Below are 24,218 nucleotides of genomic sequence, written 5' to 3' on the forward strand. Positions count from 1 at the left end.
ATAAGACGTACAATTTTTACCCTATGTTGAAATTTTTTGCCCCCCTTCTGTTTTTATTTACTTCTGTTGCCTTGGCTGCGGTGTCCGATTCTACCGTAGTGGACACTACCACTGTTGTTAAAGAAAATATTACCTACTGGAAAAAGACGAACAAAGTGGGATTGAACATGAGTGAAGTGGCTTTTTTTAATTGGAATTCCGGGGGGAACAATTCCATTTCAGCCTTAATGCACGCGGCTTTCGGCCGTAAATACAAGAAGGAGTTGCTCAACTGGAACAATACCCTTACTGTGAAATACGGACTGAACGCGCAGGAAGGACGGGAACTGAGAAAGACGGAAGACAACCTGGAAATATCCTCGAACTTTGGTTATAGAAGGGATTCGGTCTCCAATTTTTATTACTCGGCAAAATTCAATTTCAATACCCAGTTCACCTACGGTTACCGGTACCCGAATACCGACAATCCCATATCAAAGTTCATGGCTCCCGGCTACGCTTTTGTGGGAGTGGGAACTGAATATTCTTCTCCTAGTGAAGATCTTACCATATATGTTTCGCCTGTAACAGAAAAATCAACTTTTGTGTTGGACCAGGACCTGGCAAATGAAGGCATGTTCGGAGTAACCCCGGCAGTTAAAGATGAAGAAGGAAATATTCTGCAACCCGGCGAAAAAATACGAACCGAATTCGGGTTTTTGATAAGTAGTGGCTTTTCCAAGGAGATCTTTGAAAATGTTGGGCTCAACAATCAGCTTAGGTTGTATTCTGATTATCTGAATAAGTTTGGAAATATTGACGTGGATTGGGAACTGAATGTTGATCTTAAAGTAAATGAGTATGTAAAAGCAAATGTGGGTTCCCATCTCAAGTATGATGATGATGTGAAGTACAAACAGGACACCAACGGAGACGGAAAATTAGAGACCCGGGGAGCACGTATACAGTTCAAGCAGCTGTTGGGAGTTGGATTGATCTACCAGTTCTAAAAGAAAGTTGCACATAAAAACAAAGACCTTCAAAAATGACATTTTTGAAGGTCTTTGTTTTTTTACTTCCTAACGATCTTATGAACTACTTCTTTAGAAGAAGATTTGATCCTGATAAAATATACTCCCGACGCTTCTTTTTCGATGTTCACCGGCACGGGAATATTTTCCTGCAGATCTTCCTTAAGGCTGTAAACCAGTTGCCCTGTAAGATCAAAAATTTGAATTTCTGCAGTTCCGAGGCTGGCGCGTGAAAGCACCTGGTAATTACCATCAGAAACAGCAGGATAAACCACTAATTGCGCCTGGTCCGGTTCCCCGCCGCCTGGATCTGTGGAAGCGGTAAACTGTCCCGTGAACATTCCACGGCCATACGTGGCCGCATAGGCTTCGTTTGTTCCTTTCTTAAGGTCCAGATCGGTTACTTTCACGTCACTCATTCCGTTGTAGGAATGGGTCCAGTTTGGGCTCGTACTGCTGAAGTTTTTGGTGGCCCAAACCCCAAGTTCGGTTCCTATGATAACCTCTTCTTTATTCAAAGGGTTTGGAAGGATGGTCAGTACAGGCAGATCAGGAAGGTTGCCTTCCTTGCTTACCCAGGTGGGGTTGTCACTACTTCCGTTCTCTGTATACCAAATGTTCTTAACTCCAAAATTGTAAAACGTCACCAGGATCTGATCTCTAGTCTGTCCAAATTCAATGTCCGAAACACTTCCTACAAACTGAGGCCCCGTGATCTCGGTGAAAGTAGCCAGAGAAGGATTTCCATCAGCATTTTTAATTTTTATGACGGAACCATCTGTGAGTCCGACTAAGAGGGTACTGGTGTTTACATCAAAGGGAGAAACCGTAATAGCACTGATGGAAGAAGACAATTCGGCATTGGTTAGGGAAACCCGGGGAGCAACTTCGTCATCATTGGTGATGCCGTCGCTGCCTATAAGCTCCAGATCTTTCAGATTATCGTAACGGTAAAGAATTCCTCTGGGCCCATTCGAGTATAACTTATCCAGGTTGGAATCCAGTGCCTGTGGATTTATAAAAAAACCGTCTCTATCCTCGTTGTTGGCGATCAGGGTTAATCCCTCCTGACTGTAATCATAAGCCACGATCAGATTGTTGTAAATAAGATTGGCTATTAGGTAATCTGTATCTACCTGGTCGTAAAAAGCATGGGCTCCATCACCCCCAAGAATACCAATGGATTCCCTGCTGCCATTCTGAATAAGGTGTGTCCCATTATCCTGCGTCCCTCCCAGGAAGTAATCTCCGTTTGCAAATGAACTGGGGGCAACTGCAATAGAATAGAACTGGGTAGTGACATAATTTTCCAGCGGACTTATAAAGACATCAGAAGTGGAGGCTTTGGAAAGATCACTTGCAAAAGATACTCCCCCGTCGTGTCCAAAGACGGCTTGATTTGAATTACCTGGCCGGAAGGCTATGACATGTTGATCTGCATGAACATAGGATACGGGGAGGTTATCGAGGTTATCAAAATCAGACCATTTAGATATCTGCTGCCAGGAGTTTCCGCTGTCTGTGGATCGAAAAAGGTCGATTCCCCCTGCATACACTATTCGGTCATCATTAGGATCAGATTCTATCACGAGGTCGTAAAATGCCTGTCCCCGTGCAAAATCGGATGAGAGTATAGTAAGGTCTGCATCGTTTGGCTCATTTATTTTTTGAATGCTGGCAAAGGCATCGGTTGTAATGAACAGGTCGGCTTCCTCTTCAATATTGTCAACTGCAATGTAAAATTTGTCAGGATCTGTTGCTGAAGCTTCTATTTCGGTTCTATAGACATCAGGTATTGTTGTAATGAGATCAAAAGAGGTGTTTGTTCCTTTTTCCCGTTTATATATATCACCCCCTCTGGAACTCTCACCTTCTCCAGGAGAATAGGTGGTGGAGACCCAGATGTTCCCGGCGGCATCTACTTCAAAGTCATTAAATGATTTTTCCTCGATAAGTTGTTCCCAGGAGCCGCCTCCATCGGTGCTGCGGTAAAGGCCGCGATCAAAGAAGCCAAGAAAGTTATTTGGATTCCTGGCATTGTCATAAAGGTGAGTAGAAACTCCAATAAAAACTTCCGTTGTATTGCCGTTGTCCCAGGCCTGTATGTCGTTGATAAAATAAGTTCCACCCACTACGAGTGAATTTGTTCCCTGGCTTGGAGTGGAAAATTTCTTGACATCCAATACCTGTGACCAAGTCTGGCCGGCATCGCTGGTTTTGAAAACCCCTGTTCCAATTACATCCCCACCGGTATATTGTTCTCCGGTCCCTACATACCAGGTGTTTTGATCCCTTGGATCTACAGTGATACAGGTGATATTTAAATTTGATGACAGTCCGCTCACCTGTTGCCATTTAGATGAGGCCCTGGTGATATCATTGTTCACCCAAAGTCCGCCACTTACTGAACCGGCAAAAACTCTTTTCGCTGTAGGATCGTTAGGATCGAATAACAGAACCCGGGTTCTTCCACCCACAAAGAAAGGACCTCTGGACACCCATGGTTGAGAATCTTCTCCACCCGGAGCTTTATAAGTATTACGACGATCGCTGAGTTTTTGATACAGCTCTCTCACTTTATACGGCTCAGGATATCCCAACGCCGGATTCATCGTGAGATACTCCATCATTTCGTAATAGCTGTTTGGAGGCAAGCCTTTTCTGATCCTGTCCAGCCTTGAGAGCTTCCCCCCCTTTTCGGGCACCTGAGTTTGCAGAAATTCCCGGTGCATCTGCCTGAGCTGAGAGATCTCAGCAGCGGAAGGTTCATCTGAACTTATATAAAAACGGAAAAGTCCTGCAAATAGCAAGATGGGAATTAAAAAGACAAACCTTTTATTCATTCATAGGGAATTAGCGAAAAACCGGAATAGGTTTTTACTTTACCAAAATACGAAAAATTAAATTTTCAGACCTTTGAATTTTTTGAATGACGCCACAATATTACTGTCTGTTAATGACGATATGTAGCTGCAGATCCTTATCAGTTTTTCGTACACCGACAGGTCTTCAAAATATTCGGCTTCAGGAATGAGTTTTTTAACCAGCCTGTTGTAATTGGTCTCTTCTCCATCTTCGGGAAGAAGTGCCCTGGTGTAGGTGTCCAAAAGGTGAGAAAGCATTTGGTAGCCGGCAATTTCCTTGCTAATTACTTCCTCGCTCTGGTAGATCTTTTCAATACTTATTTTTATAATATCCGTTATTTGGGCCTCGTACTTACTCTTGTCAAACAACGCCTCATGGAATTCCCCTTTTAGGATAGCTTCTTCGTTCCTCAGGAAGATCTCCACAGCTTCGGTAATAAGAGTATTTATTGCCAGAGCCCGTAAATAACTCAGCCGGTCTGCCCTGGTTTCAAGGTTGTGATATTTTTTAGTGTTGATGGAGTTCTTGACCAGGTTGATGAGGTATTCGAGAGCGTATTCCTCCTGAATAAGACCCAGATTGATCCCGTCTTCAAAATCAATGATAGTGTAACAGATATCATCTGCCGCTTCCACAAGAAAGGCCAGCGGATGCCTGCTATACCCGATATTTTTACCTGTGCGGGTAGGGATAAGTCCCAGTTCATTTACTACCTCTTCAAAAAAGGCTTTTTCTGACTGGAATATCCCGAACTTTTTGTCGCCTATTTTGTTGGTGGGTTTATGCGGAAGGGATTCCTTGGGGTACTTAATAAAGGCTCCTAAAGTAGCATACGAAAGCCTGATGCCACCGGGAATTCCCGGGCGGTCTTCGGTAAGTATTTTAAAGCCGTTTGCATTGCCTTCAAACTTCACCAGGTCCTGATATTCTTCAGGAGTAAGTTGGTCTTTAAAACGTTTTCCCCTGCCGTTGCTGAAGTATTCTCCAATGGCTTTTTCTCCGGAATGTCCGAAGGGTGGATTCCCAATGTCATGCGCGAGTGCGGCGGCGGCTACTATCGCACCAAAATCGTTCATTTGATACCCGTGTACCTTCTCGAGGTGTGGATGCTTTTCGAGGATCTTTTGTCCTGCCAACCTTCCCAGCGAACGACCCACTACTGAAACTTCAAGGCTGTGCGTGAGGCGCGTGTGCACAAAGTCGGTTTTGGAAAGCGGGATCACCTGCGTCTTGTCCTGCAGGCTTCTAAAAGCCGAAGAAAATATGATTCTGTCGTAATCTACCTCGAAGCCAAGGCGGGTCTCATTTTGTTCTTTGCGTAAACGTTTATTGATATCTCCGGCTTTGCGGAGGGACAGGAGTTGTTCCCAGTTCATCATGTGCTGAAAAAATTGCGTTAAGGATTGAGCGGCCTGTTTGAGCTATCCAAAAATGGCATTTTTGGAAGCGAGTAGCGAAAGCCTGACCCCGGCCTGCGCCGGGGGAACGCCCACCTCACCTAAAAATTCGGTCGGCATGCCCAAAATACAATAGGTCTCAAAAATAACAAAAAAGGGAAGGTATCTCACGACAACTTCCCTATTGTTTTTCCCCTTCGAAGACCTTAGGAGATCACGATGTATTCTACCGATGATTCGAGGGCGGCAAGGCTGGTGTAATAGAGATCTTCGTCTTCCGGTTCGGTGTTGATGTACACCTTGCCGGTTGGGGCACAAACAGAGTGGTTAGAGTGGATTTTCATTGGTATTTACGGGTTTTGATGGTTTTAAATTTATGAACCGCACATTAGGCAGTCGTCTCCTTCTGATTCTTTAGATCGCGCGATCAGGTTTCTCAGTTCTTCGGGAGAAAGGGAAGTACTTTCAGGCATAACAACCGCAGTCTCCTCCTTTTTAGCCGCTACCTCGGGTAATTCCTCTTTTTTCTCCTCTTTTGCAAGGGTAAATTTGATGGCGTCTACTGCACTCTTGGTTCGCAAATAGTACATTCCGGTCTTAAGGCCGCTCTTCCAGGCATAAAAGTGCATGGAGGTGAGCTTGCTGTAGTTGGCGTTTTCCATGAACAGGTTGAGAGATTGGGACTGATCAATGAAATAACCGCGCTGGCGCGACATATCAATGATGTCTTTCATGCTCATTTCCCAAACCGTTTTGTAAAGTTCCTTAAGGTCCTGCGGAATCACATCAATGCTCTGAACAGAACCATTGGAGCGTAAAATGGCATTTTTCACCTCATCATTCCACAGATTGCGCTCTACAAGGTCTTCCAGCAGGTGCTTGTTCACAACAATGAATTCTCCTGAAAGCACACGGCGTGTGTAAATATTTGAAGTGTAAGGCTCAAAAGCTTCGTTGTTTCCAAGGATCTGGGAAGTGGAAGCGGTTGGCATTGGGGCCACTAAGAGGGAATTCCGTACTCCGTGTTTAAGCACCTGCTTGCGCAATTTTGCCCAATCCCATCTACCACTGAGGTCTTTGTCATCAATACCCCAAAGGTTGAACTGGAATTTACCCTGGCTGATTGGCGAACCTTCATAAGTAGAGTAAGGGCCTTCTTCCTGAGCCATTTCCATAGAAGCAGTGACTGCAGCAAAATATAATGTTTCGAAGATCTCCTGGTTCAGCTTTTTAGCCTCATCACTGGTGAATGGCAAGCGAAGTTTAATAAAAGTGTCAGCTAAGCCCTGTACTCCAAGTCCAACAGGACGGTGCCTGAAGTTGGAGTTTTCTGCTTCCTTGACGGGATAAAAATTACGGTCAATAACTTTATTCAGGTTTCGGGTGACACGTTTGGTGATCTTGAACAGTTCCTTGTGATCAAATTCATTGCCCTTGATGAACATTGGGAGGGCAATGGAAGCAAGATTACAAACCGCTACCTCGTCTTCACTGGTGTATTCGAGGATCTCTGTGCAAAGGTTTGAGGAGCGAATAGTTCCCAGGTTCTGCTGATTTGATTTCCGGTTTGCAGAATCTTTGTACAGCATGTACGGGGTACCGGTCTCGATCTGTGATTCCAGGATCTTCTCCCAAAGTTCACGGGCTTTGATCGTTTTTCTTCCTCTTTTTTCAGACTCATATTTCAGGTAGAGTTCTTCAAATTCTTCCCCGTGTTTGTTGTAGAGGTCCGGGCATTCATTAGGGCACATAAGCGTCCAATGAGCATCTTCTTCCACACGTTTCATGAAAAGGTCTGGCACCCACATGGCGTAAAACAGATCACGGGCACGCATTTCTTCTTTTCCGTGGTTCTTCTTAAGATCCAAAAAGTCGAAAATATCCGCATGCCATGGTTCCACATAAATGGCAAAGGAGCCTTTCCGTTTTCCACCGCCCTGGTCTACATAACGTGCAGTATCATTAAAAACGCGAAGCATTGGTACAATTCCGTTCGAGGTACCATTGGTTCCTGAAATGTAAGATCCCGTGGCGCGCACGTTATGAATAGATAAACCAATTCCACCTGCAGACTGGGAGATCTTTGCCGTTTGTTTCAAAGTATCGTAGATACCATCAATGCTGTCATCCTGCATGGTGAGCAGGAAACAGGAAGACATTTGCGGTTTTGGAGTTCCCGAATTGAAAAGTGTAGGGGTAGCGTGCGTAAAATACTTTTTTGACATCAGCTCATAGGTCTCGATGGCTGCTTCGATATCATCGGGATGAATACCTACGGAAACCCTCATGAGCATATGTTGAGGTCTTTCTGCGATCTTTCCGTTAAGCTTAAGAAGGTAAGAGCGCTCCAGGGTTTTAAATCCGAAGTAATCATACTGGAAATCCCGGTTGTAGATAATAGTGGAATCCAGCCTTTCCTTATTTTCCAGGATCACTTTATACACATCATCGGCCAAAAGGGGGGCTTTTCGACCGGTGCGGGGGTTGACATACTCATACAAGTCTGTCATAACCTCCGAAAATGTTTTTTTGGTGTTCTTATGTAGATTGGAAACCGAGATACGGGCGGCCAGCTTCGCATAATCGGGATGCGCTGTGGTCATGGTTGCAGCGATCTCTGCAGCAAGATTGTCAAGTTCGCTGGTGGTCACACCGTCGTATAATCCTTCGATCACGCGCATTGCAACCTTTACAGGATCTACCAGTTCGTTCAATCCATAGCACAATTTCCGCACCCGGGCGGTGATCTTGTCAAACATGATAGGTTCCTTACGGCCGTCTCTCTTTTCTACGTACATAGTCTATAATTTTGGTAAAGAAATTCCGGAGGTTCTAAAAACCTCGGAATTCCGAATGCTTATGATGGTTAAAACGACACCGCGCTGGGGGACGCGCGGCATCATTTAAATGGAAATTCTAGAAATCTGCGTCGAAGCTGATCTTGTCAGAATCCTTGTCTTTATTCATTACTCCTGCTTTCTGGTATTCCCCAACTCTTTTTTCAAAGAAGTTGGTTTTTCCCTGCAGGTTGATCATGTCCATAAAATCAAAAGGATTTGCAGTGCCGTATTCTTTCTCACATTCCAACTCCACTAATAGACGGTCAGCCACAAATTCGAGGTACTGGGTCATGAGGTTAGAGTTCATCCCTATGAGGCTTACCGGAAGTGATTCGGTAATAAATTCTCTTTCTATATTCAAGGCATCGACAATGATCTCACGGATCCTTTCCTTGGAAACTTTGTTAACAAGATGGTTGTTGTGCAGGTGTACTGCAAAGTCGCAGTGCACTCCCTCATCACGGGAGATGAGTTCGTTGGAAAAGGTAAGCCCCGGCATCAATCCGCGTTTCTTCAGCCAGAAAATAGAGCAGAAAGCTCCGGAGAAGAAGATACCTTCAACAGCAGCAAAAGCTATCAATCGTTCGGCGAAAGAATCAGATTCTATCCATTTTAAAGCCCACTGAGCTTTTTTCTGAATAGCGGGAAATACTTCTATAGCTTTAAAAAGCTGATTTTTTTCCTTCTCATCCTTGACGTAGGTATCGATAAGAAGGGAATAGGTTTCTGAATGGATATTCTCCATCATGATCTGGAATCCATAGAAGAACTTGGCTTCGGAATACTGAACTTCGTTCACGAAATTCTCGGCCAGGTTTTCATTTACGATCCCATCAGAGGCGGCAAAAAAGGCAAGTATGTGCTTGATGAAATAACGCTCATCAGCAGTAAGTTTTTGGTTCCAGTCGGTAAGATCCTGGTGCAGGTCAATTTCTTCCGCGGTCCAGAAGCTAGCTTCCATTTTTTTGTACCAGTCCCAAATGTCGTGGTGTTTAATAGGGAAAATAACAAAGCGATCTTTGTTTTCCTGTAAAATGGGTTCTAACTGAGCCATGGTTTAAATTCTTTTCTGGTTGATTTTGTTAAGTTGGTTTAACAAATATTGGAAAATCAGGCAGATAAAGGAAGATAAGAGGAGAAAGCTTTTCAACAAAGTTTTCAACACGCTAAGACCGCATTGTTATTGATGTTAAGTTAATGACATTGTATAAATAACTGTAAAACAGACATTTATAACTTGTTAATAATTTTAAGATACTACAGTTCCTTTCTGGTACGGTCAAGTTGTAAACAGGTAGCTAAAAGGTCCCAAAAATGCTATTTTAAGCGGGTGTTTTCCCTCAAACTATATGAGCTAAACCCGTTGGATTCTGTAAGAATTTAACGTGATTGATGTATCCCCTCATGACGAACCGTTTTATTATCTGGAGCTTGTTTTATTGTGAAGATTAGAACTCATCATGCTTCGGAAGCATTACGGAAAGGAAGTCTCAAAAATGACATTTTTGAGACTTCACTAAAATTGTTTTTGGTTTTGAAAATTTCAGGAAAAAGTATTCTAAAGCAACAATCTTTTACCACCCTTTGCCGCCGACTCATATATTTTTTCAAGGATTGCAATGTCTTTTAAACCTTCTTCCCCGGGAGCGATCATCGGTTTATTGTTGATGATGGCCAGCGCGTCATCGTCCATTTGTACCGCCTGTTGATCTTTTCCGAAGGGAGGCAGAACTTTTCCATTACTGGCCTCGCCTTTTACGCCGGAATAGGTTTGAAAAGGTTTTAGGTAATAATATCCGTTTTCGCAATTCACTTCCAGGGAATTCATGTTCTCTCCAAAGCTGGTACTGCAGTCAGCGACAATTCCATTTTTAAATTCCAGTTTGAAATGAGTGGTCTCATCCACTTCATCAAACATCTGTGGACGGTTTATTTCATGGGTGGCCGAGACGGCCACAGGTTCCATTTGGGTCGAGTAGCGCGCAGCGTTTAGTGGGTAAACACCCATATCATACATGGCTCCACCGCCCATTTCTTTCTCGAGACGCCAGCCAAGCGAATTTCCGTAAAATCCGGCTGCGGCTTTAAGATCCTTTATCGGCCCAAAAGGTTGTTTGCGTGCCCATTCCATCATTTTTTGGTTGTTAGGCTCATGCTGTAGCCTGTAACCTATAGCTATTTTGACCTTATTGCTGCTACAGGCATTGATCATTTGCCGGCATTCTTCTGTGTTCATGGCCATGGGTTTTTCACACCATACATGTTTACCCGCGTTTGCTGCTATAATGGAATATTTGGCATGAAGGGAATTGGGCAGTACTACATAAACCACGTCAATATCAGCGTTATTGGCTATCTGTGACATGTTCTCATAATTGTAAACATTGACGTCTTTAATACCGTACTTTTTCTGCCACTTCGGAATTTTTTCAGGGCTGCAGGTCACGATTCCGCGAAGCTCGCAAAATTGGGTCTTTTGCAGAGCCGGGGCCAATTGGTAGGTGCTGTAACTACCCAGGCCTACCAATGCTACTCCCAGTTTTTTCTTTGGTTTCTTGAGAAGAAGTCCGGGATAGGGTAGACTGAGGGCGGCCATAAAAAGGCCGGAACGTTTTATGAAGCTGCGTCTGCTGTTCATCATTTCCTCCATAAGGTAAATAAAATGAAGCTTTTACAGAAATATTCCAGTTGAGCAGGGGAGTTCAACAGCCTGAGGTTCCAAAAATGACATTTTTGGAACCACTTATTGTTTTCTTTCAGGACATCAATTCCCGTACATGTTGCGATAGTTTGCCTTGCTGATGCTATAAGGTTCTTTTTGAAGGCTGGTGCAGATCATGGTGGCATTGTTCTTTGAATTCTTCTTGTCTACCATATTCATTTCCAGCATCAGGCCATTACCGTCTTTTAGCCATTCTTGCTTGATGCCTGGGGGTAATTTACTTTTCTCATACTGGTACATATTTCCAAAGCTTACATCTGCTTCATTGGTAATGTAGAATTTCATTAGGTGATCGTCTGTTTCCACTTCGTATCCATTACAGTGATAGCCAATAATAGTCTTTCCTTCGATCTCCCTAAACTCCGCATCTTTATAGAAATCTTCATCTGCATTGGTCTTGGAGACATCCATTTTGGTGGCCATCAGCATTTTGTTGCCTTCAGAATCCATGAACATGGCCATCAGACTGTTCCTGGTATCCATCACCATGAACATATTTTCCATGGGGGGCATCTCGATTCCCATATAGGGAGCATTCTTTTTTAGGCGGTACACCATCGTGACATCTCCTTCGGTGCTATGCATGGTGGCGTCATATCTCCAGTCAAAATCATATACGGCAGGAATGTTCTCTGTGCTTACCTGCTCGCCTCCCATGGGCATCATTGCAGAATTCATCTGGTTACCCATCATATTTTCCATCATGTTCTCTGTGCCCGTAGCTGCCTGGTCAGAAACCTTATCGGAAACTTTATCGCTTACTTTGTCTTCAACTTTACGTTCGACCTTCTTTTTCAATTTTTTCAGGATCTGGGCTTCAACAGGAGCTGATAATAGAAGCATCGAAAACAGGAGTAGTGCTAACTTTTTCATGAGCTGGATTTTTAGTTAAACTTTTTCTAGGGGGAAACCATAAGATGCATACCAGTGAGTCAGGTTCAAATGAGGCGCATCAAAAAAGGGGAAAGGAGGGGGGATACCTAACAGTAAGGTATTAAAAATTAATCTGTTATGGAAACAGAGGATTCAAAAACGCGAAAATTTATGAGAATTTATTTTTGCAGACTCTCCGCTACTTTTTCAAGTTCGGCGTACCAGTCTTCTCCAAATTTTCTGATAAGAGCTTCCTTTACAAACTTGTAGATAGGAACCTGCAGTTCTTTTCCGAGGGTACAGGCGTCATCGCAAATGTACCACTGGTGGTAATTCACGGCAGAAAATTCGGAATAATCCTGGGTGCGAACGGGATAAAGGTGGCAGGAAACGGGTTTTTTCCAGGAGATCTCTCCCTGGTTGTAGGCCTCTTCAATTCCGCATAAAGCAGTCCCTTTTTTGTCAAAAGTAACATAAGCACAGTCGGCTCCGTCGATTAGCGGGGTTTCATACTCGCCATCTTCTCCGATAATGGAAGTGCCCTGGGCTTCAATGGCTTCAATTCCTTCTTTCCTTAGAAAAGGTTTGATCTTGGAATAATTGTCTTCCAGAATATGGGTTTCCTTTTCCTCCAGAGGTGCGCCGGCATCTCCCGCTATGCAGCAGGCGCCCTTGCAGGCCGAAAGGTTGCACACAAAATCCTTTTTTAGGATCTCTTCAGAAACGATGGTTTTGCCAAGTTGAAACATGCCGCAAAGATACTTTTTAAAGGCATTTCTAAAATTAATCGGCGGGTACTTTAACGTTAAAATTTTCTTGGCATCAACAAATGTTAAAATTATTCCCTGTACTTTTGCAACCCTCATTTTGAGATTTTATGGAACTGAACATCAGGGAAATTGCATCGGCCACCATGATCTTGTTTGCCGTTATAGATATTATCGGCAGTATTCCTATTATTATCGATCTTAGAAAAAAAGCAGGTGTATTACAGAGCGAAAAAGCTACTGTGGTGGCAGGCTTGCTCATGATCGCCTTTCTTTTTGTAGGAAAAGAGATCCTGAATCTTATTGGAATAGATGTGAACTCCTTTGCGGTAGCAGGTTCTTTGATCCTGTTCTTCCTGGCGCTGGAAATGATCCTGGGGATTACGCTTTATAAAGATGATGCACCTGAAACTGCGGCCGTAGTGCCGCTGGCGTTTCCGCTAATTGCGGGTGCAGGAACCATGACTTCGATCCTTTCCCTGCGGGCAGAATATGCCACTGTTAATATTATTGCCGCCATAATTATAAATATTATTTTTGTCTACCTCGTCCTCAAGTCCTCCGGAAAGATCGAACATTTTCTGGGGAAGCAGGGCATCAACGTTATCCGTAAAATTTTTGGCGTTATCCTCCTGGCAATTGCTGTCAAGTTATTTGCCGCCAATATTAAGAATCTGTTTTTATGAAAGTGCTTATTTATTCTCTACTTGTAATAGCCGTTGGCCTCATCGTGTATAACTTTACCTTCCTTAATTTTGAGGATGTAATGAGTGGGGACAGCGGGACTGCTCTTATTGGAATTCTCGCTTCGAGTATTGTAGTGGTGCTCATGGTTATCCTTCTAATGTCTCGCGCCATTGCTGAAAAAGCAGAACATTAATGGAATTTGATTTTGATGCCCTTATCGTAGGAGGAGGTGCTGCGGGAATGTCCTGCGCCCTCGTTTTGGGATCTGGTTTGTCAAAACCCTTCGGAAGCGGCAAAAAGGTGGGGATAATTCTGCATCAAAAAGCTTCACATCTTCAGTCTGCACTTTTCAACAATGTGTTGGGCGTTGCTCCCGGCACTTCCGGACAAGAGATCTTAGCTTCAGGAAGTAAACAACTTTCGGAATTGTATCCCGAAGTAGAACAGCTTAAAAAAGAAAAGGTAAGCGAAATCAAATTTTTGGAGCAGGGATTCCTCGTGGTGACCAACAAAAATCAGTATACTGCAGCTTCCGTAGTAATTGCGGTGGGGTATACCAACTTCTTCAGAATTAAAGGTCTCGAAAATTATGTGATTCCTCATCAGAAGACTAAAGCTTCTAAAAACAGAATTCAGCTAAAGAATGAAGATCACCTGGTGGCAAAGGATCTATATGTCGCCGGTACTTTAGCCGGTCATCGCAGCCAGTTCTCTATTGCCTGCGGAAGTGGTGCTGCCGTGGCAACAGACATTCTTACTGCGTGGAATGCCGGAGAGCACACCAAAGTACATGATAAACTGAAGGAGTAGAAAAATTACTTTTCTGAGAGTTCTATCACTTTAGTGATCATCCGGTCGCCTTCATTGACGATCCTTTCAAAAGCAGTACTTCCATATAATTGCTGCGCCATGGTCGCTTTGAGATAGCGCTTGAGCACCGGTTTGTAGGCAGAGACCTTTACTTCAAAATTTTCCCTACGCGTAAAAGCTCTGAACTTACCAAGGATCTCTTCATCTACCATTTCCTGTTTCATGAATTCTTCTTCGCTAAGGGAATTGTAATAAGCCCTGTTGCTTTCAAGCACCTCAAAGATGAAACGGTCCATGAAGCCGCTGCGCAGCATTAGATTCAGGCTTTCTTTCTCGAAATTTGTGTCCTTGGGCACAAATACATCGGGAATAATTCCGCCACCACCATACACAACTTTTCCTCCCGGCGTTACATAACGCAGGGAATCAGCAACTGCAATACTGTCTGCACTAATTAATTCGCCGTTTCTATATCTATTGAGGTAGTCGTTGAAATATTCTTTATTGCCATGATCATAGGGTTTTTGAATGGAGCGACCGGTTGGGGTATAATAACGGGCAATAGTAAGCCGAACAGCGCTGCCATCTCCAAGAGCCATTTCACGTTGTACAAAACCTTTTCCATAAGATCTGCGGCCAATAATTAATCCCTTGTCATTGTCCTGCAAGGCTCCTGCGACGATCTCACTGGCAGAGGCCGAATTCTCATTGATCAGGACATACAGTCTACCTTTTTCAAAATTACCTTCTTTAGTGGCATAGGTTTTTTCTTCGGCTCCTTTTTTGTTTTTGGTAATAAGGACGAGCTTATCTTCGGGTAGGAATTCGTCTACGATCTGAGTGGCTTCAGCAAGATACCCACCAGGATTATTACGTAGATCAAGAGCAATTTGTTTTGCTCCCTCCGCTTTCAGTTTCAGCAGGCTCTCTTTGAATTCTTTATAAGTAGATTCCGCAAAGCGATTGATCTTGATGAAACCAAGAGTAGGAGTCAGCATGTATGCGGCATCTACACTTTTTAAAGGGACTTTTCCGCGGCGAACACTAAATTCGAGCAGCTCGGGAATTCCTTTTCTGAAGACTTTTAGAACCACCTTTGAATTTTCCTCTCCTTTTAAATGCTCGGTAATGGAATCATTGCTGATGTTCTTATTGAACAGCGGTTCCCCATTGGCATACAAGATTCGGTCTCCACCCTGTATTCCCACCTTTTCACTGGGACCTCCTTCCAGGGTCTGGATAACAGCGATTGTGTCGTTGACGTTATAGAAACTCACTCCAATCCCTACAAAATCACCTTTCATGCTTTCGCTGAGGGAAGCATATTCTGCCGGTGGAATGTAAACGGAGTGGGGGTCGAGGTCGCTGAGAATGTCATTTACCGTTACATCAACGATACTATCCATATCCACTTCATCAACATATTCATATTCAATATAGTCAATGAGGCGGGCGAGTTTTTCCTTTTTCTTATTGGTACTGAGCAGGGAAGAGGAGGTGTAGTTGGAAAAATCCAGGGCAGCACCAAGCAGGACCCCGAGGGCACAGGCAAAGCCTAATAAAAGTGGCAGGTATTTATTCGATCTTTCTTTCAATCTTCAAGTTCATTGATCTGGTACAATTCAACCCCGGCTTTTTCTAAAAAATCCAGTCCTGAACAATCTTTGTATTTTATATGGTACACCAGCCTTTTTATTCCGGCCTGGTGTATCAATTTGCTGCATTCCTTGCAGGGAGACATTGTGATGTACAATGTGGCTCCCTCACAGGATTGGGTGGAACCGGCTACCTTTAAAATGGCATTGGCTTCCGCATGAAGAACATACCATTTGGTGTAACCTTCTTCATCTTCGCACGGATTTTCAAAACCGGTAGGAGTTCCGTTATATCCGTCGGAAATTATCATTCTGTCTTTCACAATAAGTGCGCCAACCTGCTTACGGTTACAATGGGACAATTTGCTCCATTCCCGTGCGATACGTAAATAGGCTTTATCGAATTTCAATTGCTTCTTTGTCGGCATAGCTGAATAAAGGCGCAATATCTAAAGCTAAAGACCTGATGCTTTGAGCTTTACTAAAATATTGCAGGGATAAGGTTAATACAACTTAAAGGTGTTAAATTTAATCAAAGAGCGAAATAATTATCTCTCAAAATTGGGAGGATCACTCCAATCACTATAGATGACAGGACCAGGATCCAATCGCGCCTGGAAACCTGTAATACATTCTGAAATATAAAAGCAAGGATAAGTACCACCAATACTACGATCACCTGGGCAGTCTCAATACCCAGCGCGAACTCCAACAGCGGTAACAATTTGCTATCTGTGCTCCCGGCGATCATCTTAAAATACGTGGAGAATCCCAGGCCGTGGATAATTCCGAAAAAAGCAGTGGTAAAATACAGCAGGCTGATGTTCTTTGTATTCTCCTTCTTCTTCGCTGTAAAAATATTGAACAATGCAGTGATGAGAATGGTGATCGGGATCAGGAATTCAACCCAACGGGAACTGACGATCACGATCTCATACACCGATAAAAACAGGGAAACCGTATGGCCAATAGTAAAGATCGAAACCAGCCATAGTACCCGTTTCCATCCAAAAAAGGTATAGGATGCTACCAGTACAACGAGGAAAAGTATATGATCATAAGCATTCCAGTCCAGCACGTGCTCCAGACCGAGCTTAAAGTACAACCAGAATTGTGACATAATTTGAGGAATGGTAAGGCCCGAAAATACAACATATTGAAATAATGACAAAGATTAGCTGAAAGCTTGCTGTAATTATCATTTTTAAGGCTCATACGACCAGAGTAGTCTTTCTTAAAATTTAGGAGCAGTGGTGATTTTTTTAATCATGCTGTCATTCGAAACACGATATAGATCACCAGTAAGAGACTGCTCAGCAGAAAAAGAAATTGTAAAACTTTTACCAGGGTGTCACCTCTCATAATACCAAAGCTTTAGTAAGACAAAATAAGTAGGCTGATTTAAAAGTAATTAAATTTTAGGGAGCTCCCAAAATTAAGTCTTCCGTTACAATGTCTTTAACTTTCTGCCTCTCAAATCGTTATGATGTGGTTTTGCCGTTTGGGTTTATAAAAGAGATTTTATCCAAAATTGCACGATACTCAAAAAGCCCGTCACAGGACGGGCTTTTGGTTCAATAAATCGGAAATAAATTTTTTATTCTGTTCTAAAAGAATAGACGGTACTGGTAGAGTTGTTGGTGCCGTCACTTGCAATTACCTTCCAATAATATATCGTATTCGCATTAACTGCAATTTCGATGCTGGTGCTGCTTAGATTCTGCCATTCTGCAGGAGGATTTTGAAGTCCTTCAACTGTGTCAGCTGCAAGAAGGGTATAAGTAACAGCATCTCCATCTGGATCTACAGCCGTTTGCCAACTCAGCGTCACTTTTCCGTTCGTGCGAGCCACAGTAGCTCCCGAAGCCGGTTCCAGGGCCGTTGCAGGAAATGGAGCAAAATTCGATTCGCCGTCGCCGGAAAGATAGAATTTCCAAACATCTGAAGCCGTGGTCTTGGAACCGCTGTTTTTAGCAGTCACCTGCCAGGAATATGGATGCCCGCGCTCAAGGCTCACTGCTGCCGATGTTCCTGTAAGATTGTTCTTAGTTGTTGCAGATTGAGTATCAAGATTGGTGATCTTAAGATCATAACTGGTCGCATCTGTGGCACTTTCCCAGCTAAAATCCACTGTCGCGGTATTTCCGGAAATATTCCCCTGCTCACATTCTTTATTATTAAGAGGGGCCACAAGTACTGCCTTCGCCGGGGCGTTCACGGTTGGTGCGGGATCAGAATCGCTACTACAGGATGTGAATAGCGTTGATCCTATAAAACAAAACGTCAATAACTTTTTCATCCTTTATTTTTAATTACTTTAAAAGTTTTATCTACAGAAGCCCCTTTCAGGTGGATCATATAGATCCCTGAGCTTCTCTGGGTTACGTCTAACTCGATCACCCGGTTGTAAGGAACACTTTTTGAAATGGTGTTCATTAGTTTTCCATTGCTGTCAAAGATCTCGACCATAACTTCACTATCCTGGCCTGCAACGAATACCTGAAGATGGCCTTCAGTAGGATTAGGGTAGTAGATCACATCTTCACTAACGAAGATCTGTTCAAAATAACTTCCCTGGCAGAAAAGATCGGTAGTCACCTCCACCTGGTTAGCACCCGGTTTAAGATCCAGGGTGATCACATTATCGTCGGTCACTATTTTTCTACCATTCAGATTAACATAGTAGCGCTGTGCTCCATTTAATTCCAGCGTCATTTTACGGTCAGCCTGATTTACATTGGAGAAAGCAGAAAGGGCTCCAGGTTCAGTTACCGTGACTGAATAGCACTGAATGAAATCATCTACTCCTGAAACGGTGAAACAAACATCATAGGTTCCCGTTGCCAGGTCCTGGAAGGTATAGGAGAAATTGTTGCCGCTATTGAGTTCTACCGGACTTTCTCCATCAACGGATACCAGATAAGTATAGGAGGGATCATTGGATTCAACATTTATTGAACCGTTTTCTTCTCCGTTGCAGGAAGTTCCTACTACCTCGACACTAAAGTTATTTGCCGGTAAAGAAAATATTTCACAGCCGTTGACATCTACCATGGTTCCAAAAGGAGTGCCCGGGCACAGGTCGTTTGCGTCAACTACCCCATCTTCATCGGCATCAGGTGGATTGTCATTTGGAAAAACGTCTGAAGGTTCGTTGGCAAAAATGTGCCACTCTCCCGGTGCAAGGTTCAAAGAAGTATTCTGTTGGGTAACATATTTCTTTTTATTGTTAGCGAAAAGATCATACCATACCCCGGTTTCCTGGAATTGTACAGTCGCAGATCTTGAAGTGACACCGAAATTTCCAACCACTACCATTTCTGAGATCTCTCCGTTACTTGCTGACGCGAAACTTAGGTGAATAGTCTTGATACCATTTTGGTCATCAGCATCAATGGTAAAGTTATCGGTCTCAAAAATGGGTTCTGAAAGCTTTAATTCGATAAGTTTTGAATAAGCCTCCAGAAGATCTTTTCGGTCCGGGTCATTCAGGTAATCCCAGCGAATTGGTTTATTGCCGATCCTTCCGTTGTAATCAATGGAATAATCGTAGCCCAGTTCGCCGAACTGCCATACCATTTTTGGCCCCGGAATGGTAAAGAAGAAAGCAGCATCCAAACTCATCCTGTCTAGAGCGGTAGAAAGTTCCTTCACCGAATAACTTCCGGAAGAATTTCCATACTGCAAGGCTTTATACATTAATCGCTCCTCATCATGGCTTTCCATATACACCACGTTCCGTGGTTCTGCCCAGCCTCGCTTCTTATAGGAAGCCCAGTCAAAATTTGATTTTCCACCATCGTTGTAGCCCATGGCTGCTTCTCCGTAAGGTCCGGTAAGGTTGCTCCACAGCATAATTCCCTTGCCTTCATCAAGACGGTAGGTAGCCCATTCCGTTTCTTCTGTATTGCCTCCAAGGTGTTCAAAAATGACATAAGAATCATCATCTACTGCCCATTGATAATCTGCGTACTGTTTTAATACCGCGACGCGATCTGCCTGGTAGGAGCCGGTACAACCTTCATTACTGGCTGAGCAATTCTGGGTAAATCCTTTTGTAAGATCCCAGCGGAAACCGTCAAACTTAAATTCTTCGATCCAATATTGCACGATGCGCTTTACGTACGCCTGAGTAGCATCGGACTGGTGATTAAAGTCATTGAAAACATTATATGCGTGTTTTGCTGACTGATTGAAAAATGGACTATCCGCCGACGGACTTCCGCTGGTTGCTCCATCAGAATCATTATAAAGCCTGAAATATGGGTTTTGGCCGGTAGCGTGATTGAAAACAATATCAGCAATAACAGCTATTCCTCTTTTATGGCTTTCATCGATCAGTTTCTTCAACATGTCAGGAGATCCATAATATTTGTCGGTGGCCATGTGAAAAGACGGGTTGTATCCCCAGCTCTCATTGCCATCAAATTCGTTTACCGGCATTAGTTCTATTGCGTTAACCCCCAATGATTGCAGATAATCGAGTCGGTCAATCAATGCCTGGTAAGAATGGTCTTCATCAAAATCCCGAAGCAGAAGTTCATAGATCACCAGGTCTTCTTTTTCCGGCTTGACAAAAGAGGTATTGCTCCAATTGTACGGAGTAGTGTCGGTCTGGAACCAGGTGACTGCGTTGTCTGTCTTTCCGGATGGATACGCCGGAATGCCTCCAAAAGTATCAGAAGAGATGTACTGGTCATTCCATGGATCTAGAATAAGATGAGAGTATGGATCGGCAATATTGATAGAAAACTCTACCATGTATTGATAAAGAATGTCACCGTTAACTGGCAGGTTGTTCAACGTTATCCAGAAGCGATCTGTTTGAGGATCGTAATTCATTAAATATTCATCGCGAATTTCCCAGTTGTTTAGAGAACCTATCCAGTGTACAACCTCCTTTCCCGGTGCATAAAGAACAAAGGTCGCCTTTGCAGGAGTGGCAGGATCATAATTGATCCCGTCTTTCATTCCCGCAGGTAGCGCCAGTTGTGGCACATTCGGCTTTGGGGCTGCATAGAAGATCTCAGCCTGAGAATCATCTCCATCAATAGCCTTTAACTCGATCTTGCTGTATTCAGTGACTACCAGAGAAAAGGAGTAATTTTTGGATAATTGAGTGGTGGAATTGACCAGAATTTCATTTACGTACAATTCGAAAAGCGCATCTGTAGAGGAGCTGGCAGAGATTGAAAGGGCTGCATTGTTTTCCAGTAGTGTAAAATCTGCAGTGGGAGAGTTGAGGGTTAGTTCAAAGGTTCCCACGTCCAGGTACATGTCCTGCGTTTTTTTGTCTCCTGTTCCATCCTTGGCCTTTACCAGAAAGCCGATCCTTGAGATTCCGTTGCGACTATAGAATTCAGAAACTTTAAATGTAATAGTAAGCTTTCCATTCTGCTCAGTAAGTTTATGAGCTTCATTGGAACTGGTCCAGGTTCCATTATTGGGTGCATCCTGTGAATTTCCGGCATTGTCGTAACTCCATGCCCACAAATAGGCGTCGCTCACCCCCCAGGTGCTAAGGTTGATACCGGAAAATGTAAGGGTGATAGTGTCGTCTTCTCCAAAAGGATTGGGAGTCACCTCTACCGAAGCCTGCTGTACCTGTGCGGTAGTCAGTTGTAACCCGAAAACTAGGAAAATAAGTGTAATAATTCTCATCAATAGATTTTTATTTATAGGTGTCTGAAAAATAGTATTTCTGGTGCTTTTTCTGAAGCAGCCTTTTTGCCTGATCCATTTTGCCGGGGCAAATATTCGCATTTTGGCAGTTGTGGCCAGAGCGCACAAAATACTAAAAAATCTGCTGTGCGGCCTTGGTGGAGGTGCAGAAAAATTCTCAACAATGAGGAGGATCTTCTTTCTATAAATTTCTTCGGAAGCTGAATAAAAGAAAAACCCCGTAGCGGTTGCTACAGGGTTTTTAAGTACTCGAGGCGGGAATCGAACCCGCACTTCCGAAGAAACTGGATTTTGAATCCAGCGCGTCTACCAGTTCCGCCACTCGAGCAATGGACGGCAAAAGTATGAATTTTTTCGTTTTTGCAATTATTATTTCAGAGATTTTTCATCTGCTTTTCCTGAAGTCGGATTTTCACAGAAAGCAGCCAGTATGAACCTTTTAGACCGAATTAAATTTCTAAATTTGTATCGCAACTACAAACACCTAAACAACACAAAAATGCCTGAGACAAGCACCGAAGCCAAAGTTTTTTCCTGTACCCAGAGCAGGGACCTCGCTGAAAAAATTGCTAAATCCTACGGAACCAAGTTGGGAAATGTAATTACCTCCACTTATAGTGACGGAGAATTCCAGCCTTCTTTTGAAGAGTCTGTTAGAGGATCCCGCGTCTTTATTATTGGTTCTACACATCCCGGTTCAGATCACTTGATGGAGCTACTGCTTATGCTGGATGCAGCAAAAAGGGCTTCTGCAAGGCACATTACGGCGGTTATCCCTTATTATGGATGGGCCAGACAGGACAGAAAGGATAAACCCCGGGTTCCTATCGCAGCTAAATTGATCGCTAAGATGCTGGAAACTGCAGGAGCTACCAGGATCATAACCATGGACCTTCATGCCGATCAAATCCAGGGGTTCTTTGAAAAACCGGTCGATCATCTGTTTGCCTCCACCGTTTTTCTTCCCTACTTGAGAAGCCTGAAGCTTGATAATCTTACTATTGCCTCGCCAGATATGGGAGGTTCTAAAAGGGCTTATGCCTATTCAAAAACTATGGAAAGCGACGTGGTGATCTGTTATAAGCAGCGTGCAAAGGCCAACGTTATTTCACATATGGAACTCATTGGTAATGTGGAAGGGAAAAATGTGGTGTTGGTTGACGATATGGTAGATACGGCGGGAACTCTTACCAAAGCAGCCGATGTAATGATGGAAAGGGGCGCTCTTAGTGTTAGAGCTATTTGTACGCACCCGGTTCTTTCGGGAGCTGCTTACGACCGAATTGAAAATTCCAAATTGCTCGAATTGATCGTGACCGATTCTATTCCGCTGAAAGAGGAAAGCAGTAAAATAAGAGTAGTGACCTGTTCAGACCTTTTTGCCGATGTGATGAAGCGGGTGCACAACAACAGGTCTATCAGCTCAAAATTCATAATGTAATTTCTGAAGTTAGATCTTCAGAAGTACGAAGTACGAAGTATATAAGGGCTCAAAAATGGCATTTTTGAGCCCTTATTTTTTGAAGCGGTCTTTCCGGCAGGGGAATTGTCTGATTTTCAGTAGAAATATTTAGGCTGTAAGTTTTAATACTTAAGAAAAAGGGATTACTTTTGCAGCCTAAAAATTTTTTACAATGAAATCAATTACGATCAACGGATCTAAAAGAGAAAGCGTAGGCAAGAAAGCTACAAAAGCCTTACGTAATGCTGGACAGGTTCCTTGCGTACTATACGGGGGAGATCAGCCATTACATTTTGCAGCAGACGAGATTGCCTTTAAAAACTTAGTGTATACGCCAGACGTACACACTGTAGTTATTAAATTGAAAGACGGAGGAGAGTACAATGCTGTTCTTCAGGACATCCAGTTCCACCCTGTAACCGATGCAATTTTGCACATTGATTTCTATGAGATCTTCGAAGATAAGGAGATCTCTATGGAAATTCCGGTTCACACTACCGGTGTGGCACGTGGTGTTAAGAACGGTGGGGTATTGAGATTCAACCTTCGTCGTATGAGAGTTAAAGGTCTTCCAGGAAATCTTCCAGATTTTATCGAGGCTGATATCACTCCGCTTAAGATTGGTAACAAATTGTATGTTACTGCTCTTCAGAGTGAAAACTACAAGATCATGCACCCGGATAACACCGTGGTTTGTCAGGTTAGAACTTCCCGTAATGTTGTTGCTCTTGATGAAGAGGAAGAAGAAGGAGAAGAAACAGCTGCAGACGAAGTACCGGCAACTGAAGTTAAAGAAAACGAGAACGAATAGATCAATTATAGTTTTCGATCATAAAAGCATCCCGGTTTCGGGATGCTTTTTTATTTTTACCAAAACGAAACTATGCTTTCTTTCTTCGGAAGACTGATTGGAAAAGAGAAAAAAGAAGAAATTCCCCCTATGAAGAAGTTTCTGATCGTTGGGCTTGGAAATATTGGCCCCAAATATCATCATACCCGACACAACATTGGATTCAAGGTGCTGGACTACCTGGCGCAGCAGGAAGATCTCAGCTTTGAGACCCAAAAACTGGGCGATATCGCCACATATAAATTCAAAGGCCGCACTTTTATTTTGCTGAAGCCGAGCACCTATATGAATTTAAGTGGGAAAGCCGTGAATTACTGGCTGCAAAAAGAGAAAGTGCCACTGGAGAATCTGCTGGTGATCACTGATGATCTCAACCTTCCTTTTGGAACCATAAGGGTAAAGACCAAAGGAAGCGATGGTGGCCACAACGGGCTGAAAGATATTCAGGCGCAATTGGGTACCACCAACTATAACAGGTTCCGTTTCGGGATCAGTGATGAATTCTCTAAAGGCCGGCAGGTAGATTATGTGCTGGGCGAGTGGGATGAGGAAGAGGAAAAGAACCTGCCCGAGCGGTTGAAGAAATCTGTAGAGCTTATAAAATCTTTTGGCACTGCAGGAATTAACAATACAATGAATACCTTTAACGGAAAATAAG

The 24,218-nt window shown here is 43.3% G+C and carries 20 protein-coding genes and 1 tRNA gene; 7 read left to right on the plus strand and 14 right to left on the minus strand.

Going from position 1 to position 24,218, the window contains the following annotated elements; all coding sequences use genetic code 11:
* Positions 1-23: 23 nt before the first annotated feature.
* On the plus strand, positions 24-989 hold the full coding sequence (locus ACNORC_RS03165) for a DUF3078 domain-containing protein (RefSeq protein ID WP_418334137.1): 966 nt from the start codon (positions 24-26) through the stop codon (positions 987-989).
* 62 nt (positions 990-1,051) lie between these two features.
* On the opposite strand, the gene ACNORC_RS03170 is transcribed toward ACNORC_RS03165, so the two are convergent.
* The 8 genes from ACNORC_RS03170 to ACNORC_RS03205 all read right to left on the minus strand — a co-directional run bounded on the left by ACNORC_RS03170 (position 1,052) and on the right by ACNORC_RS03205 (position 12,456).
* A complete protein-coding gene (locus ACNORC_RS03170; RefSeq protein ID WP_418334138.1) occupies positions 1,052-3,853 on the minus strand; it encodes a T9SS type A sorting domain-containing protein in 2,802 nt (933 codons plus the stop codon).
* Between the two features lie 57 nt (positions 3,854-3,910).
* Positions 3,911-5,251, minus strand: a complete 1,341-nt coding sequence (locus ACNORC_RS03175) for a deoxyguanosinetriphosphate triphosphohydrolase (protein ID WP_418334630.1) — start codon at positions 5,249-5,251, stop codon at positions 3,911-3,913.
* 227 nt (positions 5,252-5,478) lie between these two features.
* Complete coding sequence (locus ACNORC_RS03180; protein WP_418334139.1) at positions 5,479-5,616, minus strand: hypothetical protein; 138 nt, start codon at positions 5,614-5,616, stop codon at positions 5,479-5,481.
* Positions 5,617-5,646: 30 nt separating this feature from the next.
* A complete protein-coding gene (locus ACNORC_RS03185; protein WP_418334140.1) occupies positions 5,647-8,070 on the minus strand; it encodes a ribonucleoside-diphosphate reductase subunit alpha in 2,424 nt (807 codons plus the stop codon).
* A gap of 118 nt (positions 8,071-8,188) precedes the next feature.
* Positions 8,189-9,166, minus strand: coding sequence for a ribonucleotide-diphosphate reductase subunit beta (locus ACNORC_RS03190; protein ID WP_418334141.1), 978 nt, complete (start codon positions 9,164-9,166; stop codon positions 8,189-8,191).
* Between the two features lie 504 nt (positions 9,167-9,670).
* Positions 9,671-10,708, minus strand: coding sequence for a Gfo/Idh/MocA family protein (locus ACNORC_RS03195; RefSeq protein ID WP_418334142.1), 1,038 nt, complete (start codon positions 10,706-10,708; stop codon positions 9,671-9,673).
* Between the two features lie 168 nt (positions 10,709-10,876).
* Positions 10,877-11,707, minus strand: coding sequence for a DUF4412 domain-containing protein (locus tag ACNORC_RS03200; protein WP_418334143.1), 831 nt, complete (start codon positions 11,705-11,707; stop codon positions 10,877-10,879).
* Positions 11,708-11,886: 179 nt separating this feature from the next.
* A complete protein-coding gene (locus tag ACNORC_RS03205) occupies positions 11,887-12,456 on the minus strand; it encodes a DUF3109 family protein (RefSeq protein WP_418334144.1) in 570 nt (189 codons plus the stop codon).
* A 128-nt stretch (positions 12,457-12,584) separates the two neighbouring features.
* Between ACNORC_RS03205 and ACNORC_RS03210 the strand changes: the two genes are divergently transcribed.
* The 3 genes from ACNORC_RS03210 to ACNORC_RS03220 are packed head-to-tail and all read left to right on the plus strand — an operon-like array spanning position 12,585 to position 13,971.
* Positions 12,585-13,160: a MarC family protein gene (locus ACNORC_RS03210; RefSeq protein WP_418334145.1), complete on the plus strand. Its 576-nt coding sequence runs from the start codon at positions 12,585-12,587 to the stop codon at positions 13,158-13,160.
* Positions 13,157-13,354 carry a hypothetical protein gene (locus ACNORC_RS03215; protein ID WP_418334146.1) on the plus strand — a complete coding sequence of 66 codons (198 nt, stop codon included), beginning with the start codon at positions 13,157-13,159 and terminating at the stop codon, positions 13,352-13,354. Before ACNORC_RS03210 ends, ACNORC_RS03215 begins: the two co-directional genes overlap by 4 nt.
* Positions 13,354-13,971, plus strand: coding sequence for an FAD-dependent oxidoreductase (locus ACNORC_RS03220; protein WP_418334147.1), 618 nt, complete (start codon positions 13,354-13,356; stop codon positions 13,969-13,971). The genes ACNORC_RS03215 and ACNORC_RS03220 overlap by 1 nt, the downstream gene beginning before the upstream one ends.
* Positions 13,972-13,976: 5 nt before the next feature.
* On the opposite strand, the gene ACNORC_RS03225 is transcribed toward ACNORC_RS03220, so the two are convergent.
* From ACNORC_RS03225 to ACNORC_RS03250, 6 genes are all read right to left on the minus strand, one after another.
* A complete protein-coding gene (locus ACNORC_RS03225) occupies positions 13,977-15,566 on the minus strand; it encodes a S41 family peptidase (RefSeq protein ID WP_418334148.1) in 1,590 nt (529 codons plus the stop codon).
* Positions 15,563-15,994 (minus strand): deoxycytidylate deaminase, encoded by a 432-nt coding sequence (locus ACNORC_RS03230; RefSeq protein WP_418334149.1) that lies wholly within the window; start codon positions 15,992-15,994, stop codon positions 15,563-15,565. Before ACNORC_RS03230 ends, ACNORC_RS03225 begins: the two co-directional genes overlap by 4 nt.
* 104 nt (positions 15,995-16,098) lie before the next feature.
* Positions 16,099-16,686 carry a HupE/UreJ family protein gene (locus tag ACNORC_RS03235; RefSeq protein ID WP_418334150.1) on the minus strand — a complete coding sequence of 196 codons (588 nt, stop codon included), beginning with the start codon at positions 16,684-16,686 and terminating at the stop codon, positions 16,099-16,101.
* Between the two features lie 477 nt (positions 16,687-17,163).
* The gene (locus tag ACNORC_RS03240; RefSeq protein ID WP_418334151.1) at positions 17,164-17,865 is read right to left on the minus strand and encodes a hypothetical protein; all 702 of its coding nucleotides are present in this window, start codon (positions 17,863-17,865) and stop codon (positions 17,164-17,166) included.
* On the minus strand, positions 17,862-21,227 hold the full coding sequence (locus tag ACNORC_RS03245) for an alpha-amylase family glycosyl hydrolase (RefSeq protein ID WP_418334152.1): 3,366 nt from the start codon (positions 21,225-21,227) through the stop codon (positions 17,862-17,864). The genes ACNORC_RS03240 and ACNORC_RS03245 overlap by 4 nt, the downstream gene beginning before the upstream one ends.
* 267 nt (positions 21,228-21,494) lie before the next feature.
* Positions 21,495-21,576, minus strand: a tRNA-Leu gene (locus ACNORC_RS03250).
* A gap of 171 nt (positions 21,577-21,747) precedes the next feature.
* Here ACNORC_RS03250 and ACNORC_RS03255 point away from each other — a divergent pair.
* The 3 genes from ACNORC_RS03255 to pth all read left to right on the plus strand — a co-directional run bounded on the left by ACNORC_RS03255 (position 21,748) and on the right by pth (position 24,217).
* Positions 21,748-22,689 carry a ribose-phosphate pyrophosphokinase gene (locus tag ACNORC_RS03255; RefSeq protein WP_418334153.1) on the plus strand — a complete coding sequence of 314 codons (942 nt, stop codon included), beginning with the start codon at positions 21,748-21,750 and terminating at the stop codon, positions 22,687-22,689.
* A gap of 193 nt (positions 22,690-22,882) precedes the next feature.
* Complete coding sequence (locus ACNORC_RS03260) at positions 22,883-23,521, plus strand: 50S ribosomal protein L25/general stress protein Ctc (protein WP_418334154.1); 639 nt, start codon at positions 22,883-22,885, stop codon at positions 23,519-23,521.
* A 72-nt stretch (positions 23,522-23,593) separates the two neighbouring features.
* A complete protein-coding gene (pth, locus tag ACNORC_RS03265; protein ID WP_418334155.1) occupies positions 23,594-24,217 on the plus strand; it encodes an aminoacyl-tRNA hydrolase in 624 nt (207 codons plus the stop codon).
* Position 24,218: the final 1 nt, after the last annotated feature.

This window comes from Salinimicrobium soli, from assembly GCF_048323655.1.
Classification (GTDB): domain Bacteria; phylum Bacteroidota; class Bacteroidia; order Flavobacteriales; family Flavobacteriaceae; genus Salinimicrobium; species Salinimicrobium soli.